This is a genomic window from Arthrobacter silviterrae (assembly GCF_011045165.1).
GTDB lineage: Bacteria > Actinomycetota > Actinomycetes > Actinomycetales > Micrococcaceae > Specibacter > Specibacter silviterrae.
This window is the reverse complement of the sequence record NZ_JAAKZI010000023.1, coordinates 1-16908: the sequence shown is the minus strand read 5'-3', so window position 1 is coordinate 16908 and position 16908 is coordinate 1. Positions and strand designations below refer to the sequence as shown.

Here is a 16908-nt window from a genome sequence, read left to right as displayed (position 1 = left end):
CGGCCCCGGACCGGGGTCAGCCGCGCGGGATGTTGCGCAAGTTGCTCCGGGCCATGCTGACAGCCTCCCCCGCACCCTTGTTCAGCACAATCTTGGACATGGCCGTGGCAAACCCCAGCACCTGCCCGCCCTTGATCTTCGGCGGGATTGACAGCGCGTTCGGGTCCGTGACCAGTTCCACCAGAGACGGGCCATCGTACGCAAACGCCGCCCGGTAGGCGTCCGCAATGCCCGCTGGGTCCGTTACACGGACGGCATGGAAACCCATGGCAGCGGCAATGGCGGCGTAGTTCGTGTCCGGAACGTCAACGCCGAAGTCGGCCAGGCCGTCCACCAGCATTTCCAGCTTGACCATGCCCAGCGTGGAGTTGTTGAACACCACCACGTTGATGGGGAGCTTGTGCGCGGCCGCCGTGATGAGCTCGCCGAGGAGCATCGACAGGCCGCCGTCGCCGGACACCGAGATGACCTGCCGGTCCGGGTAGGCGGACTGGACTCCGATGGCCTGCGGCAGCGCATTCGCCATGGATCCGTGCAGGTAGGAGCCGATCAGCCGGCGCGTCCCCAGGGGGTTGATGTAGCGTGCCGTCCACACATTGCACATGCCCGTGTCCGCCGTGAAGATGGCATCCTTGGCCGCAATTTCATCCAGCAGGGAGGCCGCGTATTCGGGGTGGATGGGCACCAGCCTGTCCGCGTTGCGCGTGTAGGCACCCACCGCCTTGTTCATGAGCCGGTCATGTTTCTTCAGCATCTGGTCCAGGAAACGTGAATTGTTCTTCGGCTCCACCAGTGGGATCAGGGCCTGCAGGGTGGGCAGCACGTCGCCGTGCACGGCAATTTCGACGTCGGTGCGCCGGCCCAGGTGTTCCGGGGCCCGGTCCACCTGTGCGGTGCGGGTGCCGGGCAGGAATTGGTCGTACGGGAAGTCGGTGCCGAGCAGGATCAGCAGCTCGGCGTCGGCAATGCCCTCGGCGGCTGCACCGTAGCCCAGCAGCCCCGTCATGCCGATGTCGAAGGGGTTGCCGTACTGGATGAAGTCCTTGCCCCGCAGGCTGTGCCCGATGGGCGCCTTGACCAGTTCCGCGAGCGCAATGACTTCGTCGTGGGCGCCCTCCACACCGGCACCGGCAAAGATGGCCACCTTTTGCGCCCTGTTAATGGCGTCGGCCAGCTCCTTCACGCTTTCCTGGGCGGGCACCAGTGACGCGCGGGTGTAGGGGCGCCGGTGTGGCGTGGGTGCGCTGGCAGGAAGGCTTGCGATGTCGCCCGGCAAGGTCACGACGGCGACACCCCTCAGGCCGATGGCATGGGAAATGGCGCTGCGCATGACCCTGGGTGCCTGCTCCGCGGTGCTGACCAGCTCCGAATACACGGAGCATTCGTCAAAGATCCTGTCGGGGTGGGTTTCCTGGAAAAACCCGCTGCCGATCTGCTTGCTGGGGATGTGGGAGGCGATGGCCAGCACGGGCGCACCGGTGCGGTTGGCGTCGTACAGCCCGTTCATCAGGTGCAGGTTCCCGGGGCCGCAGGAACCCGCGCACACGGCCAGTTCCCCCGTGAGCTGCGCTTCGGCGCCGGCGGCGAAAGCGGCCGCTTCCTCGTGCCGGACGTGGATCCAGTCGATTCCTCCGTTGCTGGCACCCCCGGTTTTCCGCACGGCGTCCACCAGCGGGTTAAGGCTGTCGCCCACAATCCCGTAGATGCGCCGCACTCCGGCAAACTGCAACTGTTCAATGAGTTGGGTGGCAAGTTCCTTGGCCATGGGCACATCCTTCAACCGGAAGCTGATCCGCACGAACTGTTACCGCCAACCTACCGCAGGGATGTGCCCGGAGCATGGCATGGTGGCCTGTTTTCTGCCGCCGTCAGGGCCTGACCCACAGACGGAAGGGCCCGGCACCCCCGGTGCCGGGCCCTTCACGTTCCACAAACGCGGCTGGATCCGCAATGAGCAGTTACCGCGCCTGCGCCGCTTCCACCACGGCGTTGACGGCGGCGAACAGCGGGTGCGCCGGGGCCAGCCCCGTGATGCGTTCCGTGGCGGCCGCCGCGGGGTTGTCAGCCAGGATGGACGCCAATTCCACGGCCTCGGCGTCACCTGGATCGTCAAACCGCAGTGCCGCGCCGATGGCCTCCAGCAGGGCCGCAGGTTTCACGCCGTTTTCCGCGAGCTCGGCCGCAGGGCCAATGAAGCGCTCATGGCGGCTGAGCTTGCGCAGGGGCGCCCGGCCCACCCGCACCACGGTGTCAGGCAGGTGTTCGTTGGCGAACCGGACCAGGATCTTTTGCACATAGGCTTCCTGTTCCGCCTCGGCAAAACCGTGCTTCGCCACCAGCAGCTGCTTCGTTTCTTCCAGCACGGCGCGGACCCTGGCCTGGACGGACGGGTCAGCCATGGCGTCGGAAATTTTCTCCAGCCCGGCGGCCCGGCCAAAGTAGGCCGTGGACGCGTGTCCCGTGTTCACAGTGAACAGCTTGCGTTCAATGTACGGGCCAAGGCTGTCCACAAACGTGACGCCCGGAATGGCCGGTTCAGCCCCGCGGAACGGGGTCTTGTCGATGACCCATTCAAAGAACGTCTCCACCGTGACGTCCAGCCCCTGGCCCGGTGCCTGGTTGGGCACAATCCGGTCCACTGCCGTGTTGGCAAACACGGCCGCCGAATCCACGGCGGCCTGCCCCGCTGCCCCGTCGGCGCGGACTGCCGCCTCCAGGATGTCCGTGGCATTGATGGCGTTCTCGCAGGCCATGACCTGCAAGGGCGCCAGCCCGGCATCCCGGGCCGCAATGCCGCGGGCAATCAACGGCGCCACGAACTTGAGGATGTTCGGGCCCACCGCGGTGGTGACCATGTCCGCCGTCGCAATTTCCGCGACCACGGCGTCCGGTGCGGCAGCCGAATTCAGTGCCCTGAAGTTGTCCACCGTGTGCACGGCCGGGTTCTCGCCCACCTCGTGCACCTGATAGCTGTCCGCCGCGGCCAGCTGGTCGATGAGCGCAGCGGCCACGTCGGCAAAGACAATCTCGTAGCCGGCGTTGTGCAGCAGCAGGCCAACAAATCCGCGGCCAATGTTCCCGGCCCCAAAATGAACTGTTTTCACTATGCGTTGACCTTCCGGAAGATGTCCAGGACTTCATCCACCGAGGAGGCGGCCTCCAGGCGGGCCACCTGGTCCTTGTCGGTGAAGACCCGGGCGATGGAGGACAGGATGGCCAGGTGCTCGTTGTTCACTCCGGCCACGCCCACCACAAACTTCACGGGCTTGCCGTTCCAGTCGATGCCTTCCGGGTACCGGATGATGGAGACGGCAGAGCTGGAGATGTTCCCCTTGGCCTCATTGGTCCCGTGCGGGATGGCCAGGAAGTTGCCCATGTAGGTGGACACCGATTCCTCGCGCTCATGCATGGCTGCCACGTACGCGGCATTCACTGCCCCGCGGGCCAGCAGCAGCGCGCCGGCCTCGTCAATGGCCGCATCCCGGGTGCCGGCGGTCCCGTTCAGGACCACGCTTTCGCGGGCCAGGATGGAACCTGCGGCGAGTGCCTCATCATCCCCAGGCACGACGGCGGCTGCCGTTGCAGGTGCCGCGCCCGCGCCGTTGCTGGCCTTGACCAGCTCCACGATTTCCGCATAGCGCGGGCTGTTCATGAAGTTGTCCACGGAGAAGTGGGCCGCGCTGGTGGTGTACGGCGCCGCGCGTTCGGCCAGGTCCTGGTGGGTGACCACCACGTCGTAGCTGTCCGTCAGGTTCGCGATGGCCGAATTGGTCACCTTGACCTCCGGGAAGCCGGCCTTCTTGATCATGTTCCGCAGCACCGAGGCGCCCATGGCACTCGAGCCCATGCCGGCGTCGCAGGCGAAGACAACGGTGGAGATGGGGCCCTTGGTGGCGGCACCGGCGAGCATCGAGGCAACGGAGCTCTTCTTGCCCTTCATGGCCTCCATCTTGGCCGTGGCCTCGCCCAGGTTGTCGGATTCCGCCGGAACGGGGCTGATCCTGAGGATGAAGGAGCCGATCAGGAAGGAGACTGTGGCGGCCAGCACCACGGACAAGGTCACGCCCACATAGCTGTCACTGGCCGTCATGGCGTATACGGCGAAGATGCTGCCAGGGGCGGCTGGGGCGCGCAGCCCGGAACCGGTGATGACCAGCATGAAGATGCCTGTCATGCCGCCGCCAATGGTGGCCAGGATCATGACGGGCTTCATCAGCACGTACGGGAAGTAGATTTCGTGGATGCCGCCCAGGAACTGGATCAGCGCGGCGCCGGGGGCGGAGGCCTTCGCCAGGCCCTTGCCGAAGATCGCGTAGGCCAGCAGCAGGCCCAGGCCGGGGCCGGGGTTGGCTTCCAGCAGGAACAGGATGGACTTGCCCTGCTGCAGTGCCTGTTCGGTGCCCAGCGGGGTCAGGATGCCGTGGTTGACGGCGTTGTTCAGGAACAGGACCTTGGCGGGTTCAATGAAGATACTGGTAAACGGCAGCAGGCCGTGATGGACCAGGAACTGGACCACGTTGCCGGCACCGTTGCTGAAGGCGATCACCACCGGCCCCACCACCAGCTTGCCGATGATCGCCATGATGGCGGCCAGGATGCCGGCGGAGAAGTTGTCGATTAGCATCTCAAAGCCGGGCTTGATGCGGCCTTCCCAGATCTTGTCGAGCTTCATCATGAGCCATGCCGTCAGCGGACCCATGAGCATGGCACCAATGAACATGGGGATGTCGGTACCGACAATGACACCCATGGTTGCTGCGGCGCCGACCACGCCGCCGCGGACGCCATGGACCATCTTTCCGCCCGTGTACGCGATCAGCAGGGGCAGCAGGTAGGTGATCATGGGGCCCACCATCTCGTTCAGCGTCCCGTTGGGGGTGAAGCCCGTGGGGATGAAGAAGGCGGTGACTATGCCCCAGGCAATGAATGCCCCAATGTTGGGCATGATCATGCCAGAGAGGAAAGTGCCGAACCTCTGCACCTTGACCCTGGCGCCGCCCTTTGTGGCGGTCACTGATGGTGTTGCCATGAGAGTTTCCTAACCGTAAAGCCTGCACCAATGCAGGAATGTTGGTATTGCGTGGTGGTGGAACTATGAAGTTTTGGCGATGCGGTCCAGCCACTCCAGGAACATCTTCAGCTCCGTGCTGGATAGCTGCTCGGGGTGGGAGGATTCAAGGGCTGCGTTCAAGGCGATGGCTGCCACCACCACCGACGGCGCCGCCACGGGGGTGGGTGCCGATGCCAGCTCGGCATCCGATGAAACGGCGGAAATCACAGCCTCCCGAGTCATGGTTGACAACTCGAAGTTGCGGTCCGCCACCGGCTCGGCGATGAGCATCAGCGTCACCCCCACATTGGCCGCCAAAATGCTGCGGGCGGCCTCGCGGGGCGGGACGCTGAGCTGGCCGGCCGAAGCCGCCTTGTCCAGCATCTCCTCCATGTACGCCTCGGCTTCGGCAACCCGTGACGAGCGGCTGCCGGGACGAATGTTGCCAAACATCACCGCATAAAGCTGCGGCCTGTCCAGGCCGAACTGGATGTGGTTGTCCCACATCCGGCGGACATCCTGAAGCGGTTGGCCGGTCGGCGCAAAATTGCGCTCTCCTGCCACATACTCCTCAAAGCCCGCATCAAGGACTGCGTTGAACAGCCCCTCCTTGTCACCAAAGTGGTGGTACAGCGTTGGTGCAGTCACCCCGGCCATCTCGGTGATCTGCCGAGTGGAGACAGGGGCGCCATCTGAGTCGGCGAGCAGTTGTGCCGCCGCGTTCAGCAACCGGGTCTTGGGCGGAAGCTGGCCGTTGAAGTTCATGACTGCTACCCTAGCATCTATAGCATTGCTATATGAAGTGAATCACAAGTTATCTTTAAAGGAAACCCCCACCCGCGGGGCGTCCCACGGCAGGCACAGCGGCCCGCCGGCCGGCGCCAAGGCCAGACACAGGAATTGAGGAATTTCAATGCAGAGTTTCCCAGGAGTTGGCGTCAGCCCCGGACGCATCACGGGGACCATCAAGCAGATGCCGCGGCCGCTGGCGGAGCCTCCCGCCGGGGAGAAACTGGCAGCGGGAACCGATGCTGCCACCGCCACGGCAGCACTCCAGACGGCATCCAAGGCCGTCCAGGCGGAGCTGCAGGCGCGGGCCGCCACGGCCCGGGCCGACGCCAAGGCAGTGCTGGAAGCCACCGCCCTGATGGCCGTGGACCCCATGCTCATCAAGTCCGCCGTCAAGCTGGTCAACGCCGGGACCTCCGCCGAACGCGCCGTCTGGGAGGCTGCCGAAGCTGTCGCCGCCATGCTGGTGAACCTGGGAGGCTACATGGCCGAGCGTGCCACCGACGTGCTGGATGTGCGCGCACGCATTGTCGCGTCCCTGCGCGGCGTCCCGGCACCTGGCATCCCCTCCTCGGACCAGCCGTTCATCCTCGTTGCCGAGGACCTGGCCCCGGCCGACACCGCCACGCTGGATCCGGAAAAGGTCACGGCGCTCCTCACGGCAGGAGGCGGCCCGCAATCCCACACCGCCATCATCGCCCGGTCCCTGGGCCTGCCCGCAGTGGTGGCCGCCGTCGGCATTGACCAGCTGCCCGACGGCACCGAGGTGTACGTGGACGGCGCGGCCGGCACCATCACCACCCAACCCGGCGAGGCAGAGCGCGCCGCTGCCGCCGCCTGGGCCGCGAACTCCTCCCTTTTGTCGGTCTTTGACGGCAACGGCACCACGGCGGACGGCCACCTGGTGCCCTTGCTCGCCAATGTGGGCGGGGCTGCGGACGCCGTCAAGGCCGCCGCGGCCGGCGCCCAGGGCGTGGGGCTGCTGCGCACCGAATTCTGCTTCCTTGAACGCGACACCGAGCCCAGCCGCGAGGAACAGGTGGCTGCCTACCGCGGGGTTTTTGACGCCTTCCCCGGCAAGAAAGTGGTGCTCCGCACGCTCGACGCCGGCGCAGACAAGCCCCTGCCCTTCCTCACCGACGCCACGGAGCCAAACCCCGCCCTGGGTGTGCGCGGCTACCGCACGGACACCTCCTCACCGGGCGTGCTGGAACGCCAGCTTGCCGCCGTCGCCGAAGCCGCCGGCGGCTCCGAGGCGGACGTGTGGGTCATGGCGCCCATGATCTCCACCCCGGCGGAGGCCGCCGATTTTGCCGCCATGTGCACGGCGGCCGGCCTGAAGGTTCCCGGCGTCATGGTGGAAGTCCCCTCTGCCGCCGTGACCAGCGAGTCCATCCTGCGGGAGGTGGCCTTTGCCAGCCTGGGCACCAACGATCTCACGCAGTACACCATGGCCGCGGACCGCCAGCTGGGCCCCCTGGCCGCCCTGAACAACCCGTGGCAGCCCGCCGTGCTCCAGCTGGTGCGCCTCACGGTGGCCGGGGCCCTGGCCGAGGGCAGTGGGAAGCCGGTGGGCGTCTGCGGCGAGGCTGCCGCGGACCCGGCCCTCGCCGTCGTGCTGGTGGGGCTGGGCGTGTCCACCCTGTCCATGACGGCCCGCTCGCTGGCTGCCGTCGGCGCGGTCCTGGCCACAGTGACGCTGAAAGAGGCGCAGGAAATCGCTACACTGGCACTCTCGGCAAACAGTCCCGCGCAGGCAAAGGACTGGGCGCGGGAGAAGCTGCCCATCCTTGCCAAGCTTGGGCTATGAGCAGACACACCTGGCGGGGCCTTTCCGGACCCGCCTGATCCACCCCGTCCCACAGGAGGAACCATGTCCGAACGCAAAGCAACCGTAGCCAGCAGCTCCGGGCTGCACGCCCGCCCCGCCTCACTGTTCGCCGCAGCCGCCGGCGAAGTGGGCGTGGAAGTCACCATCGCCATGGACGGGGCGCCGGCCGAGGACGCCATGGACGCCAGCAGCATCCTCTCGCTCATGACCCTGGGCGCCGAGCACGGCAGCGTGGTGGTGCTGCGTGCCGAGGGCGACGGCGCCGATGCGGCGCTCGACAAGCTCGCGGCCATGCTGGAAACGGACCTGGACGCCGTCTAGGCCCTTCCACCTGCCGGCACGCAAGCGCCGGCCGCGCGTCAGCCGCCGGCCACGGACTGGATGATCATCAGTTCCTGGCCGGCGGCCACGGGCGTGGCCAGCCCGGCCATGCGCCGGACGTCGTCGCCGTCAAGGTAAATGTTCACAAAGCGGCGCAGCGCCCCGGTTTCGTCGCGGACCCGCCGGCCAAAGGTGGGGAAGCCTCCGCCGATGGCGTCCAGCAGTTCCGCCACCGTGGCGCCGCCGCCCACGTCCAGGCGCAGCTGCTCCTGCCCGCCGGTGAGCGGGCGCAGCAGGCTGGGGATGAGCACCGTCACCTCCGGCATGTGCCCTCCCTTAGAGTTCGACGGCGGCCGCGCGGACGCACAATACGTCCGGCAGCTGCTTGAGGACGGGCGTGAAGGTGTTGCCCTCGTCGGCGCTGGCGTAAACCGTGCCGCCGCGGGTGCCGAAGTACACGCCCACGGGCTCGGCCGTGTCCACGGATGCCGCGTCCCTGAGCACCACATTGTAGTCCGGCTCCACCACGCCTTCGGCCAGGCGCGTCCACGAGGCGCCGCCGTCGTCCGTGCGGTGCACGGCCAGCTGGCCGCCCGGCGGAATCCGCTCGCTGTCGGCAGTGATCGGCACCACCCAGGCGGTCCCGGAGCGGCGCGGGTGCGCCATCATGGTGAAGCCGAAGTCCGCCGGCAGGCCCTCCGCGATGGACGTCCAGGTGTCGCCGTTGTCATCCGTGCGGTACACCCCGCCGTGGTTCTGGGCGTAAAGCACCTCCGGCTTGACCGCGTCCCGGGCCACCTTGTGCACGCACTGGCCAAATTCGGGTGTCTCGTCCGGCATGAAGTCGGCGCCAATCCCCCTGTTCCGCGGCTCCCAGGACTCCCCGCCGTCGGTGCTGCGGTAGACGCCGCCGGTGCTCATGGCGATATGGATGGTGTTGGGGTCCGAAGGGCTGGGCAGCACGGTGTGGGCGGCGGCGCCGCCAAAGCCGGCACCCCATTCCGTCCGGTGGGGATGGTCCCACAGCCCGCGGTTGAGCTCAAAGTGCTCGCCGCCGTCGGTGGATTTCCAGACCGAGATGGGCTCGCAGCCGGCCCACACCACGCCGGGCCGCTCCGCCGTGTCCGGCTGCAGCTGCCACACGCGTTCCAGTGCGGCCTCCGTGTCGGCAGGGAAGGTGATGGCGCCGTTTTCCGGTTCGCTCCACGTTGCCCCGAGGTCGTCCGAGTGCGCCACGGTGGGTCCCCAGTGCTCGCTGCGCACGCCCACCAATATGCGCGTGGCGCCGTTGCGGGTATCGATGCCGATGCTTGGAATCTCATTCATCAGGAAGTGCGGACCGGTAAAAGAGTAGTTCGAACGGTCCGTGCTGGTGCCGAGCCACAGGCCCTTTTTGGTGCCCACGGCCAGCAGGTAGGTTGTCTTTGACGTATCTCCGTTGGTAGCCATGGGGTCAAGTCTTGTCATGTAGGCCCCCGGCGGCAAGACTTTCCGGCAGGTAACTTTCGTTCCGGGGCCCGCATCGTTTCCAAGATACCCCCACAGGGTATTTGACACATACCCCATGGGGGTATACCTTGAGACCATGAGCAATGAAGAGGAACCCGCCGGCCCCTATGGCTACTCCGAGCAGAAGCAGGCCTACCTGCGCCGGCTGAAGCGTGCCGAGGGCCAGGTCCGCGGCATCGCCCGGATGGTGGAGGAAGACAAGTACTGCATCGACATCCTCACCCAGATGGCCGCCGTCAACAAGGCCCTGCACGCCGTCAGCATCGGCCTGCTCGAAGACCACATCGCGCACTGCGTGGTCAATGCCGCCCATGAATCCCAGTCATCCGGCAACCCGGAAATCGTTTCCGGAAAAGTATCCGAAGCCACCGCCGCAATATCCCGCCTACTCAGGAGCTAAAGCCATGAGCCACACCACCACCATCAACGTTTCCGGCATGACCTGCGGACACTGTGTCAGCTCCGTCACCGAGGAACTCTCCGATTTGAAGGGCGTGGAAAACGTCGCCGTCGACCTTAACGCCGGCGGCATCTCCGAGGTCACCATCACCTCCACCCTCACCCTGGATCCGGCAGAAATCAGCGAGGCCGTGGCGGAAGCCGGCTACCTGGTTGTCGCCAACAACGCTTAAACAACACTAAGGAGCGCCATGAGCGCCGCAGAAATCTTGTCCCAGACCGCCTCCCCCGGACCCCGCACCGTCGAAATCGACATCCAGGGCATGACCTGTGCATCGTGCGTCAGCCGGGTGGAACGCAAGCTGGGCAAGCTCGAAGGCGTCAGCGCCTCCGTGAACCTCCCGCTGGAAACAGCCCAGGTCACGGTCCCCGCCGGCATTACCGACCAGCAAATCATCGACACCGTCAAGGCCACCGGCTACACGGCCACGCTGAAAAATCCCCCCGCGCCGCCCGCCATGAAGCACGACGCCGTTACCCACCTCTCGCACGACTCCCACCCGGGTGCCGCGCAGGAGGGTGCCGCGCAGGAGGGTGCCGCGCAGGAGGGTGCCGCGCACGGCGGCCATGATTCACATGAAGACCATATGGCCCACGGCGGCACCGCCGCCACGCTGCGCCCGCGCCTCATCCTGGCGGCCATCCTGACTGTCCCGGTCTTCCTGGTCTCCATGTTCCCGGCCCTGCAGTTCCCGCAATGGGGCTGGGTGGCCGGCATCCTGGCGCTGCCCGTGGTCACCTGGTCGGCTTGGCCGTTCCATCGTGCGGCGGCCATCAACGCCCGCCATTTCGCCTCCACCATGGACACCCTGGTCTCCATCGGCGTCACGGCGGCGTTCGTGTTTTCCGCCGTCGAACTGGCCCTGGACCCGTCGATGACCGCCCACGGTTCGGCCATGGAGGGGCATGCCCCGCTGTATTTTGAGGTCTCTTCCGTGGTGGTAACCTTCCTGCTGTTGGGCCGCTACCTGGAAGCCCGCGCCAAGTCCAAGGCCGGCGACGCCCTCAAGGCACTGCTGAACCTGGGCGCGAAGGAAGCCACCGTGCTGCGCAACGGCGTGGAGGTCAAGATCCCGGCTGCTGAGCTGGCCGTGGACGAGGTCTTCGTGGTCCGCCCCGGCGAGAAGATCGCCACGGATGGCATCGTCACCGACGGCACCTCCGCCGTGGACACCTCCCTCATCACGGGCGAATCCCTGCCCGTCGACGTCACGGCCGGCGACACCGTCACCGGCGCCACCATCAACACCTCCGGGCGCCTGCTGGTTAAGGCCACCCGCGTGGGCAGCGAAACCACCCTGGCCCAGATGGGCATGCTGGTCAGCGCCGCGCAGGCCGCCAAGGCCCCCATCGCCCGGCTGGCGGACCGGATCAGCTCCGTGTTCGTGCCGGTCGTGCTGGTCATCGCCGTCCTGACTTTCGCGCTGTGGCTGCTGCTGAGCGGCCCGGTGATTGAGCCTGCCGAAATCCAGCGCGCCTTCACGGCCGCCGTGGCCGTGCTGATCATTGCCTGCCCCTGCGCCCTGGGCCTGGCCACGCCCGTGGGCCTGCTGACAGGCACCGGCCGCGCGGCCCAGCTGGGCATCCTGATCAAGGGCCCGCAGGTCCTGGAGGACACCCGCACGGTGGACACCATCCTGCTGGACAAGACCGGCACCGTCACCGAAGGCCGCCTCTCAGTGGTCGACGTCGTCCCCCTCACCCAGGTGCCCGCCGCCGAAATCCTGCGCCTTGCCGGTGCCGTCGAGTCCCACAGCGAGCACCCCATCGCGCACGCCATCACAGCCCATGCCCGCGAAGCAGGCACACTCCCCGAGCTGAACGACTTCACGTCCGCACCGGGCGGCGGCGTCCGCGCCGTCATCGAAGGACGCGCCGTGCTGGCCGGCCGGGCGGGCTGGCTGGAGGAAAACGGCGTCGTGCTTTCCTCGGGGGCCCGGGCGTCATTGGCGGAGCAGCAGCAGCGCGGCACCACGGCCATCTGGGTTGCGGTGGACGGCGAGGCTGCGGGGCTCATCGCCCTCAAGGACACCATCAAGGCCGGCTCGAAGGATGCCATCGCCAAGTTGAAGGACCTGGGCCTGCGCCCCATCCTGCTGACCGGCGACAACGCCGCCGTGGCAGCACAGGTGGCGGCCGCCGTCGGAATTGCACGGGAGGATGTCTACGCAGAGGTCCTGCCCGAGGGCAAGGTTGAGGCGGTCAAGGGGTTGCAGGCCGACGGCGCCACGGTGGCCATGGCCGGCGACGGCGTGAACGACGCCGCGGCCCTGGCGCAGGCGGACCTCGGCATCGCCATGGGTTCGGGCACGGATGTGGCCATTGCTGCCGCGGACCTGACCGTCATGGGCAGCGATTTGGGCCAGGTGGCCACGGCCATTGCACTGTCCCGCCGGACGCTGGGCACCATCAAGGTGAACCTGTTCTGGGCGTTCTTCTACAACGCGATCGGCATTCCGGTGGCCGCACTGGGGCTGCTGAACCCGATGATCGCCGGGGCCGCGATGGCCGCCAGCTCAGTGCTGGTGGTGGCCAACTCCCTGCGGCTGCGCCGCTTCGGGCGCTAACGGACCCCTCTCCACGGCCCGCCTCCAAGATTTTGGGGGCGGGCTTCCCTATGTGACGGCCCGCCACAGGCGCACACTGGAATCATGACAACCACCCTGATTACCGGGGCCAACAAGGGCCTCGGATTTGAAACTGCCCGGCAGCTCGCGGCAGCCGGTCACACCGTATATCTTGGCTGCCGTGATTCCGGGCGCGGCCTGGCCGCCGCGAAATCCGCCGGCGGGCAATTCATTGAGCTTGACGTCACCTCGGACGCTTCCGTGGCAGCTGCTGCGCAGCGGATCCGCGGAGAGGCCGGCCGGCTGGACGTCCTGGTGAACAATGCAGGCATCTCCGGCGGGTTCACGGACCCCGCCGATGTCACGGCAGAGTCAATGCTGCAGGTCTACGACGTGAATGTCCTCGGCACGGTGCGGATGATTCATGCCTTCCTGCCGCTGCTGCGGGAATCGGCCGGGACAATCGTCAATGTCAGCTCGGGCATGGGCTCGATCACCATCACCTCCGACCCCGCCCGAGGCGAATCGGCGCTGCACTCGGTGGTGTATTCGTCGTCGAAGTCTGCGGTAAACATGCTGACCACCCAGTACGCGAAGGCGTTCCCGGAGCTGCGGATCAATGCCGTGGATCGGGGCTACACGAAAACGGAATTCAACGGCAACCGTGGCACCCAAACCGTTGAGGAGGGTGCCGAGGTCATCGTCAAGGCTGCCCTGGCCGGACCCGACGGGCCTACGGGAACGTACACGGACCGGTCGGGGCCGCTCCCCTGGTAGCCCCTTAGTTGGGTTCCCCTCGCGCCGGGGCACCCGCCGGCACGGCGTCCAGGTCCACGGCATAGGACGCGCCGCGCTGACGGGGGCCGCGCAGCTCGTCGAGCCGGACCATCACCACGCCGGCCATGATGCACAGCCCGCCCACCAGCTGGATGAACCGGGGCATTTCCCCCAGCAGGATCCAGGCCCACAGCACGGCAAACAGCACCTCGAACAGGGCCACGAAGGATGCCACCTTGGAGCCGAGCCCGCGCGTGGCGATGATCCCTGCCACGTAGGCGAAGACGGTGGTGACCAGGACCAGTCCCAGCACGGGCACCAGCCACGACACCTGGTGCCCGGCAAAGCCGACATCTGCGGTGGTGAATGCCAGGGGCATGAGCCCGGCCAGGCCCAGCGCGAAAATCAGCACGGCACCCACGGCCATGCCGCCGCCGGCCATGAGGATGGGCGGGACGTTGTCATTGCTGCGGGAGGACATGATGAAGAACACCGCCGAGCACACCGCGGCGGCCAGGCCCCACAGGATGCCGGTGACGCTGACCTTGGTGCTGCCGGCCAAATCCAGCACCAGCACCAGGCCGGACATGGCGCAGACGGCGCCGAGGATGGTCAGCAACCGCGGGCTGGTCCGGGTGCTCAGCCAGGCCCAACCCACCAGCAGCACGGGGGAAAGGTATTCCAGCAGCAGCGCCACGCCCACGGAGAGGTGCGACACGGCGTTGAAGTAAAACAGCTGGCACAGTGCGATCGGCACAATCCCATACACGGCGATGCGCAGCAGGGACCCCTTGACCTGGGCCCACTGCCGGACCAGGGCGATGGCCGCCGGTATCAGGAGCACCGCGGCGGCGCCGCCTATGCGGGCGGCCACGGCAGCCCCGGGCGACCAGCCGGCCTCGAACAAGGACTTCGCGAACGGGCCGGACAGGGCGAAAGTGGCCGCCGAGGCAAAGGCAAAGAGCAGTGCGGGCGAGGCGATCCGGGCAGGACCGGTCCCGGGCGGTGCCGTGGCGGCATTTCGTGAAATAGTCATGGGCGTGTCCGTATGTCAGCAGTCAAAGGAGTTAGACTCATGACATTACGCCCGTCGAATGTCAGGAGTCAACATGGTCTTTAGCAATGACACGGAAGTGGCGCTGCAGTCCGCCGTGAACCTGATCAACTCGGCGCCCATCGACCTACTGCCGGACGGGAGCGTGTCCGGTGCGGACAGGCTGGCCACCCTGGCCGAACTGGATGCCTTCGTGGCGGCGGAGCAGTTCTCCGGCTCGCGCGAACACTCCGCCGCCGAGCTGGCGGCCGTGCGGGATATGCGCGCGGAACTGCGCACCATCTGGACCGCCGGCGAGGACACCGCCGTCGAACGGGTCAACGCGCTGCTGGCCGGTGCACGCGCCCTCCCCCAGCTGGTCAGGCACGACCAGTGGGACTGGCACCTGCATGCGACGGCGCCGGCAGCACCGCTGGCGCAGCGCATGGGTGTGGAGGCGGCCATGGCCCTGGTGGACGTGATCCGCAGCAAGGAACTGGGGCGCCTGAAGGTGTGCGCCGCCGGTGACTGCCGGGCCGTGCTGATCGACCTGTCCAAGAACCGGTCGCGGCGGTATTGCGACACGGGCAATTGCGGCAACCGCGCCCACGTGGCCGCGTACCGGCGTAGAAAATCCGCCCAAACCTAGCCCGAACGGGCACTTAACGTGGATGTTTTTCGAAAACATCCACGTTAAGTGCCCGTTCGGGGAGGGGTGGGGTGGTCGGGAGGGGTGGTGCGGTCGGGGTGGGGTGGTGCGGAAGGTTGCCTACTTCATGGTGCCCGCGGACACCGAGCCCTGCAGCTGGCGTTGGAAGATGATGTAGGCGATCAGCACCGGCACCACCACGATCACGGAGGCGGCAAAGAGCGAACCGAAGTCCACCGCGTAGCCCTGCTGGCCGGCAAACGCCGCGATGCCCTGGGACAACACCTTCTTTTGGGGGTCGGTGTTAATGGCCACCGGGATCAGGTACTGGTTCCAGAGTCCCAGGAAGTTGAAGATGGCCACCGACGCCAGGCCGGGCTTCGCCATGGGCAGCATCACCTGGAAGAAGGTGCGCCATTCACCGGCACCGTCAATCTGGGCAGCTTCGGCAATTTCACCCGGGAGGGCCTTGAAGAAGGAGAACAGGAAAAACACGGTGAAGGGAAGCGCAAACGCCACGTAGACAATGATCAGGCCAGGCAGCGTGTTCAGCAGTCCCATGTTTTTCAGGATGAAGAACAGGGGCACGATGGCCAGGAAGATCGGGAACGTGAGGCCGGCAAGCATCAGGTAGTAGATGATCCGGTGGCCTGGGAAGACATAGCGGGCCAAGACGTAGGCGCACATGGATCCCAGCACCATCACAATGACCAGCGCAAAGCCAACCACGATCACAGTATTGAAGAAGTAGAGGCCGATTCCCGCCGTGTTCCAGGCACTGACGTAGTTCTTGAATTGCCAGACCTTGGGCAGGGAGAACGGCGAGGCGAAGATTTCGCTGGTCGTCTTGAAGGACGACATCAAGGTCCACAGCAGGGGAATCAGGACCATCAGGGACCACAGGCCGAGCATGGTGTGCGAGACGCCCGCCACGACCTTGTCGCCCTTGGTTTCCTGGGACTTCCGTTCCACATGGCCTGTGACGGCCGGAGACTTCTTGGAAAGTTTGAGTGACATTATTCAGACACATCCTGTTTGCCGCCGGTGATCCGGTTCACCAGAAAGACCAGCGCCGAGAAGAGCAGGGTAATTGCGGCCAGCACCACGCCCATGGCACAGGCCAGGCCAAACTGGCCCTTAGAGAACGCCGTGGTGAACAGCTTTTGAGACATGACCAGGGTGGAGTTCGCCGGCCCGCCGGTGGAGTTCAGCACCGACATGTACACGAAGGCGTCCAGCGCCAGGATGCCCATGTAGACGTAGGCCGTCTGGATGTTGTCGCGGATCAGGGGAATGGTGATGGTGGTGGCCGTGCGGAAGCGGCCTGCACCGTCAATGCGTGCAGCCTCGAACGTTTCGGCCGGAATTCCCTTGATGGCGGCGATGAACAGAATCATGTAAAAACCCACAAAGCCCCAGACAATGACCACCATGGAGGCGATCATGGCCGTGCGGGGGTCTCCCAGCCAGGGATACGACTTCAGTCCGTCAAAACCGAGGCCGGTCAGGATGCCATTGAGGAGGCCGGAACTTGGATCATAAATCTGCGCCCAGATAATGCCAATGACGACGGCGGGGATCACGTAGGGGAAGAAGGAGACAATCCGGTAGAAGCCGGATCCCTTCAGGCCCTTGATCTGCCCCCGGCTGCTGCCGCCAATGGTGACGAGCGTGGCCAGCACCAGGGACAGGATCACGGTGATGATGGGCAGGAAGATGGCCAGGATGATGCTGTTGCGCACCGAAAGCATGAAGATGTCGTCGTGGAAGAGCTTGACATAGTTGTCGAACCCGACGAACGGCATTTTGTCGCTGAAGCCGCTCCAGTTGGTCAGCGAGTAGTACATCGCCTGGACGAAAGGCGAGATCACGAAGACCAGGTAGATCACCAGGGGCAGCCCCAAAAAGACCACCATGAAGCTG

16 protein-coding genes are annotated in these 16908 nt (G+C 66.2%); 7 read left to right on the top strand and 9 right to left on the bottom strand.

What is annotated here, in order from left to right; translation table 11 throughout:
• Positions 1 to 16 precede the first annotated feature (16 nt).
• The 4 genes from G6N77_RS13040 to G6N77_RS13025 form a co-directional block, all read right to left on the bottom strand.
• Positions 17 to 1765, bottom strand: coding sequence for a pyruvate dehydrogenase (locus G6N77_RS13040; RefSeq protein ID WP_165182606.1), 1749 nt, complete (start codon positions 1763 to 1765; stop codon positions 17 to 19).
• Between the two features lie 193 nt (positions 1766 to 1958).
• Positions 1959 to 3104 carry a mannitol-1-phosphate 5-dehydrogenase gene (locus G6N77_RS13035; protein ID WP_165182605.1) on the bottom strand — a complete coding sequence of 382 codons (1146 nt, stop codon included), beginning with the start codon at positions 3102 to 3104 and terminating at the stop codon, positions 1959 to 1961.
• Entirely contained in the window at positions 3104 to 5029 is a 1926-nt protein-coding gene (locus G6N77_RS13030) for a PTS mannitol transporter subunit IICBA (protein WP_165182604.1), read from the bottom strand. Before G6N77_RS13030 ends, G6N77_RS13035 begins: the two co-directional genes overlap by 1 nt.
• A 63-nt stretch (positions 5030 to 5092) precedes the next feature.
• The gene (locus G6N77_RS13025) at positions 5093 to 5815 is read right to left on the bottom strand and encodes a TetR/AcrR family transcriptional regulator (protein ID WP_165182603.1); all 723 of its coding nucleotides are present in this window, start codon (positions 5813 to 5815) and stop codon (positions 5093 to 5095) included.
• Between the two features lie 148 nt (positions 5816 to 5963).
• Between G6N77_RS13025 and ptsP the strand changes: the two genes are divergently transcribed.
• Together ptsP and G6N77_RS13015 are read left to right on the top strand one after the other, a co-directional pair.
• Positions 5964 to 7649, top strand: coding sequence for a phosphoenolpyruvate--protein phosphotransferase (gene ptsP / locus G6N77_RS13020; protein ID WP_165182602.1), 1686 nt, complete (start codon positions 5964 to 5966; stop codon positions 7647 to 7649).
• Positions 7650 to 7712: 63 nt separating this feature from the next.
• Positions 7713 to 7991, top strand: a complete 279-nt coding sequence (locus G6N77_RS13015; protein ID WP_165182601.1) for an HPr family phosphocarrier protein — start codon at positions 7713 to 7715, stop codon at positions 7989 to 7991.
• A gap of 38 nt (positions 7992 to 8029) precedes the next feature.
• On the opposite strand, the gene G6N77_RS13010 is transcribed toward G6N77_RS13015, so the two are convergent.
• The gene (locus G6N77_RS13010) at positions 8030 to 8317 is read right to left on the bottom strand and encodes a MoaD/ThiS family protein (protein WP_165182600.1); all 288 of its coding nucleotides are present in this window, start codon (positions 8315 to 8317) and stop codon (positions 8030 to 8032) included.
• Positions 8318 to 8327: 10 nt separating this feature from the next.
• Positions 8328 to 9440 (bottom strand): WD40/YVTN/BNR-like repeat-containing protein, encoded by a 1113-nt coding sequence (locus G6N77_RS13005; RefSeq protein ID WP_165182599.1) that lies wholly within the window; start codon positions 9438 to 9440, stop codon positions 8328 to 8330.
• 136 nt (positions 9441 to 9576) lie between these two features.
• Between G6N77_RS13005 and G6N77_RS13000 the strand changes: the two genes are divergently transcribed.
• The 4 genes from G6N77_RS13000 to G6N77_RS12985 all read left to right on the top strand — a co-directional run bounded on the left by G6N77_RS13000 (position 9577) and on the right by G6N77_RS12985 (position 13303).
• Complete coding sequence (locus tag G6N77_RS13000) at positions 9577 to 9900, top strand: metal-sensitive transcriptional regulator (protein ID WP_165182598.1); 324 nt, start codon at positions 9577 to 9579, stop codon at positions 9898 to 9900.
• A gap of 4 nt (positions 9901 to 9904) precedes the next feature.
• Positions 9905 to 10132 carry a heavy-metal-associated domain-containing protein gene (locus tag G6N77_RS12995; RefSeq protein ID WP_165182597.1) on the top strand — a complete coding sequence of 76 codons (228 nt, stop codon included), beginning with the start codon at positions 9905 to 9907 and terminating at the stop codon, positions 10130 to 10132.
• An 18-nt stretch (positions 10133 to 10150) separates the two neighbouring features.
• A complete protein-coding gene (locus G6N77_RS12990) occupies positions 10151 to 12526 on the top strand; it encodes a heavy metal translocating P-type ATPase (protein ID WP_165182596.1) in 2376 nt (791 codons plus the stop codon).
• Positions 12527 to 12610: 84 nt separating this feature from the next.
• Complete coding sequence (locus G6N77_RS12985) at positions 12611 to 13303, top strand: SDR family oxidoreductase (RefSeq protein WP_165182595.1); 693 nt, start codon at positions 12611 to 12613, stop codon at positions 13301 to 13303.
• Positions 13304 to 13307: 4 nt separating this feature from the next.
• Here the strand turns inward: G6N77_RS12985 and G6N77_RS12980 are convergent, their stop codons facing one another.
• A complete protein-coding gene (locus G6N77_RS12980; protein WP_165182594.1) occupies positions 13308 to 14339 on the bottom strand; it encodes an EamA family transporter in 1032 nt (343 codons plus the stop codon).
• A gap of 73 nt (positions 14340 to 14412) precedes the next feature.
• On the opposite strand from G6N77_RS12980, the gene G6N77_RS12975 reads away from it, so the two are divergent.
• A complete protein-coding gene (locus G6N77_RS12975; protein ID WP_165182593.1) occupies positions 14413 to 14985 on the top strand; it encodes a CGNR zinc finger domain-containing protein in 573 nt (190 codons plus the stop codon).
• A gap of 120 nt (positions 14986 to 15105) precedes the next feature.
• On the opposite strand, the gene G6N77_RS12970 is transcribed toward G6N77_RS12975, so the two are convergent.
• Both G6N77_RS12970 and G6N77_RS12965 read right to left on the bottom strand, forming a co-directional pair.
• Positions 15106 to 15897 carry a carbohydrate ABC transporter permease gene (locus G6N77_RS12970; protein WP_240902135.1) on the bottom strand — a complete coding sequence of 264 codons (792 nt, stop codon included), beginning with the start codon at positions 15895 to 15897 and terminating at the stop codon, positions 15106 to 15108.
• A gap of 104 nt (positions 15898 to 16001) precedes the next feature.
• On the bottom strand, positions 16002 to 16908 hold a 907-nt coding region (locus G6N77_RS12965; RefSeq protein ID WP_165182591.1), incomplete at its 5' end, for a carbohydrate ABC transporter permease.

Bases quoted from the DNA above. Each gene is read 5' to 3' on its own strand.
- G6N77_RS13040 (WP_165182606.1), bottom strand. From the start codon at position 1,765: ATGGCCAAGGAACTTGCCACCCAACTCATTGAACAGTTGCAGTTTGCC.
- G6N77_RS13030 (WP_165182604.1), bottom strand. From the start codon at position 5,029: ATGGCAACACCATCAGTGACCGCCACAAAGGGCGGCGCCAGGGTCAAG.
- G6N77_RS13025 (WP_165182603.1), bottom strand. From the start codon at position 5,815: ATGAACTTCAACGGCCAGCTTCCGCCCAAGACCCGGTTGCTGAACGCG.
- ptsP (WP_165182602.1), top strand. From the start codon at position 5,964: ATGCAGAGTTTCCCAGGAGTTGGCGTCAGCCCCGGACGCATCACGGGG.
- G6N77_RS13015 (WP_165182601.1), top strand. From the start codon at position 7,713: ATGTCCGAACGCAAAGCAACCGTAGCCAGCAGCTCCGGGCTGCACGCC.
- G6N77_RS13010 (WP_165182600.1), bottom strand. From the start codon at position 8,317: ATGCCGGAGGTGACGGTGCTCATCCCCAGCCTGCTGCGCCCGCTCACC.
- G6N77_RS13005 (WP_165182599.1), bottom strand. From the start codon at position 9,440: ATGGCTACCAACGGAGATACGTCAAAGACAACCTACCTGCTGGCCGTG.
- G6N77_RS13000 (WP_165182598.1), top strand. From the start codon at position 9,577: ATGAGCAATGAAGAGGAACCCGCCGGCCCCTATGGCTACTCCGAGCAG.
- G6N77_RS12995 (WP_165182597.1), top strand. From the start codon at position 9,905: ATGAGCCACACCACCACCATCAACGTTTCCGGCATGACCTGCGGACAC.
- G6N77_RS12990 (WP_165182596.1), top strand. From the start codon at position 10,151: ATGAGCGCCGCAGAAATCTTGTCCCAGACCGCCTCCCCCGGACCCCGC.
- G6N77_RS12985 (WP_165182595.1), top strand. From the start codon at position 12,611: ATGACAACCACCCTGATTACCGGGGCCAACAAGGGCCTCGGATTTGAA.
- G6N77_RS12980 (WP_165182594.1), bottom strand. From the start codon at position 14,339: ATGACTATTTCACGAAATGCCGCCACGGCACCGCCCGGGACCGGTCCT.
- G6N77_RS12975 (WP_165182593.1), top strand. From the start codon at position 14,413: ATGGTCTTTAGCAATGACACGGAAGTGGCGCTGCAGTCCGCCGTGAAC.
- G6N77_RS12970 (WP_240902135.1), bottom strand. From the start codon at position 15,897: ATGCTCGGCCTGTGGTCCCTGATGGTCCTGATTCCCCTGCTGTGGACC.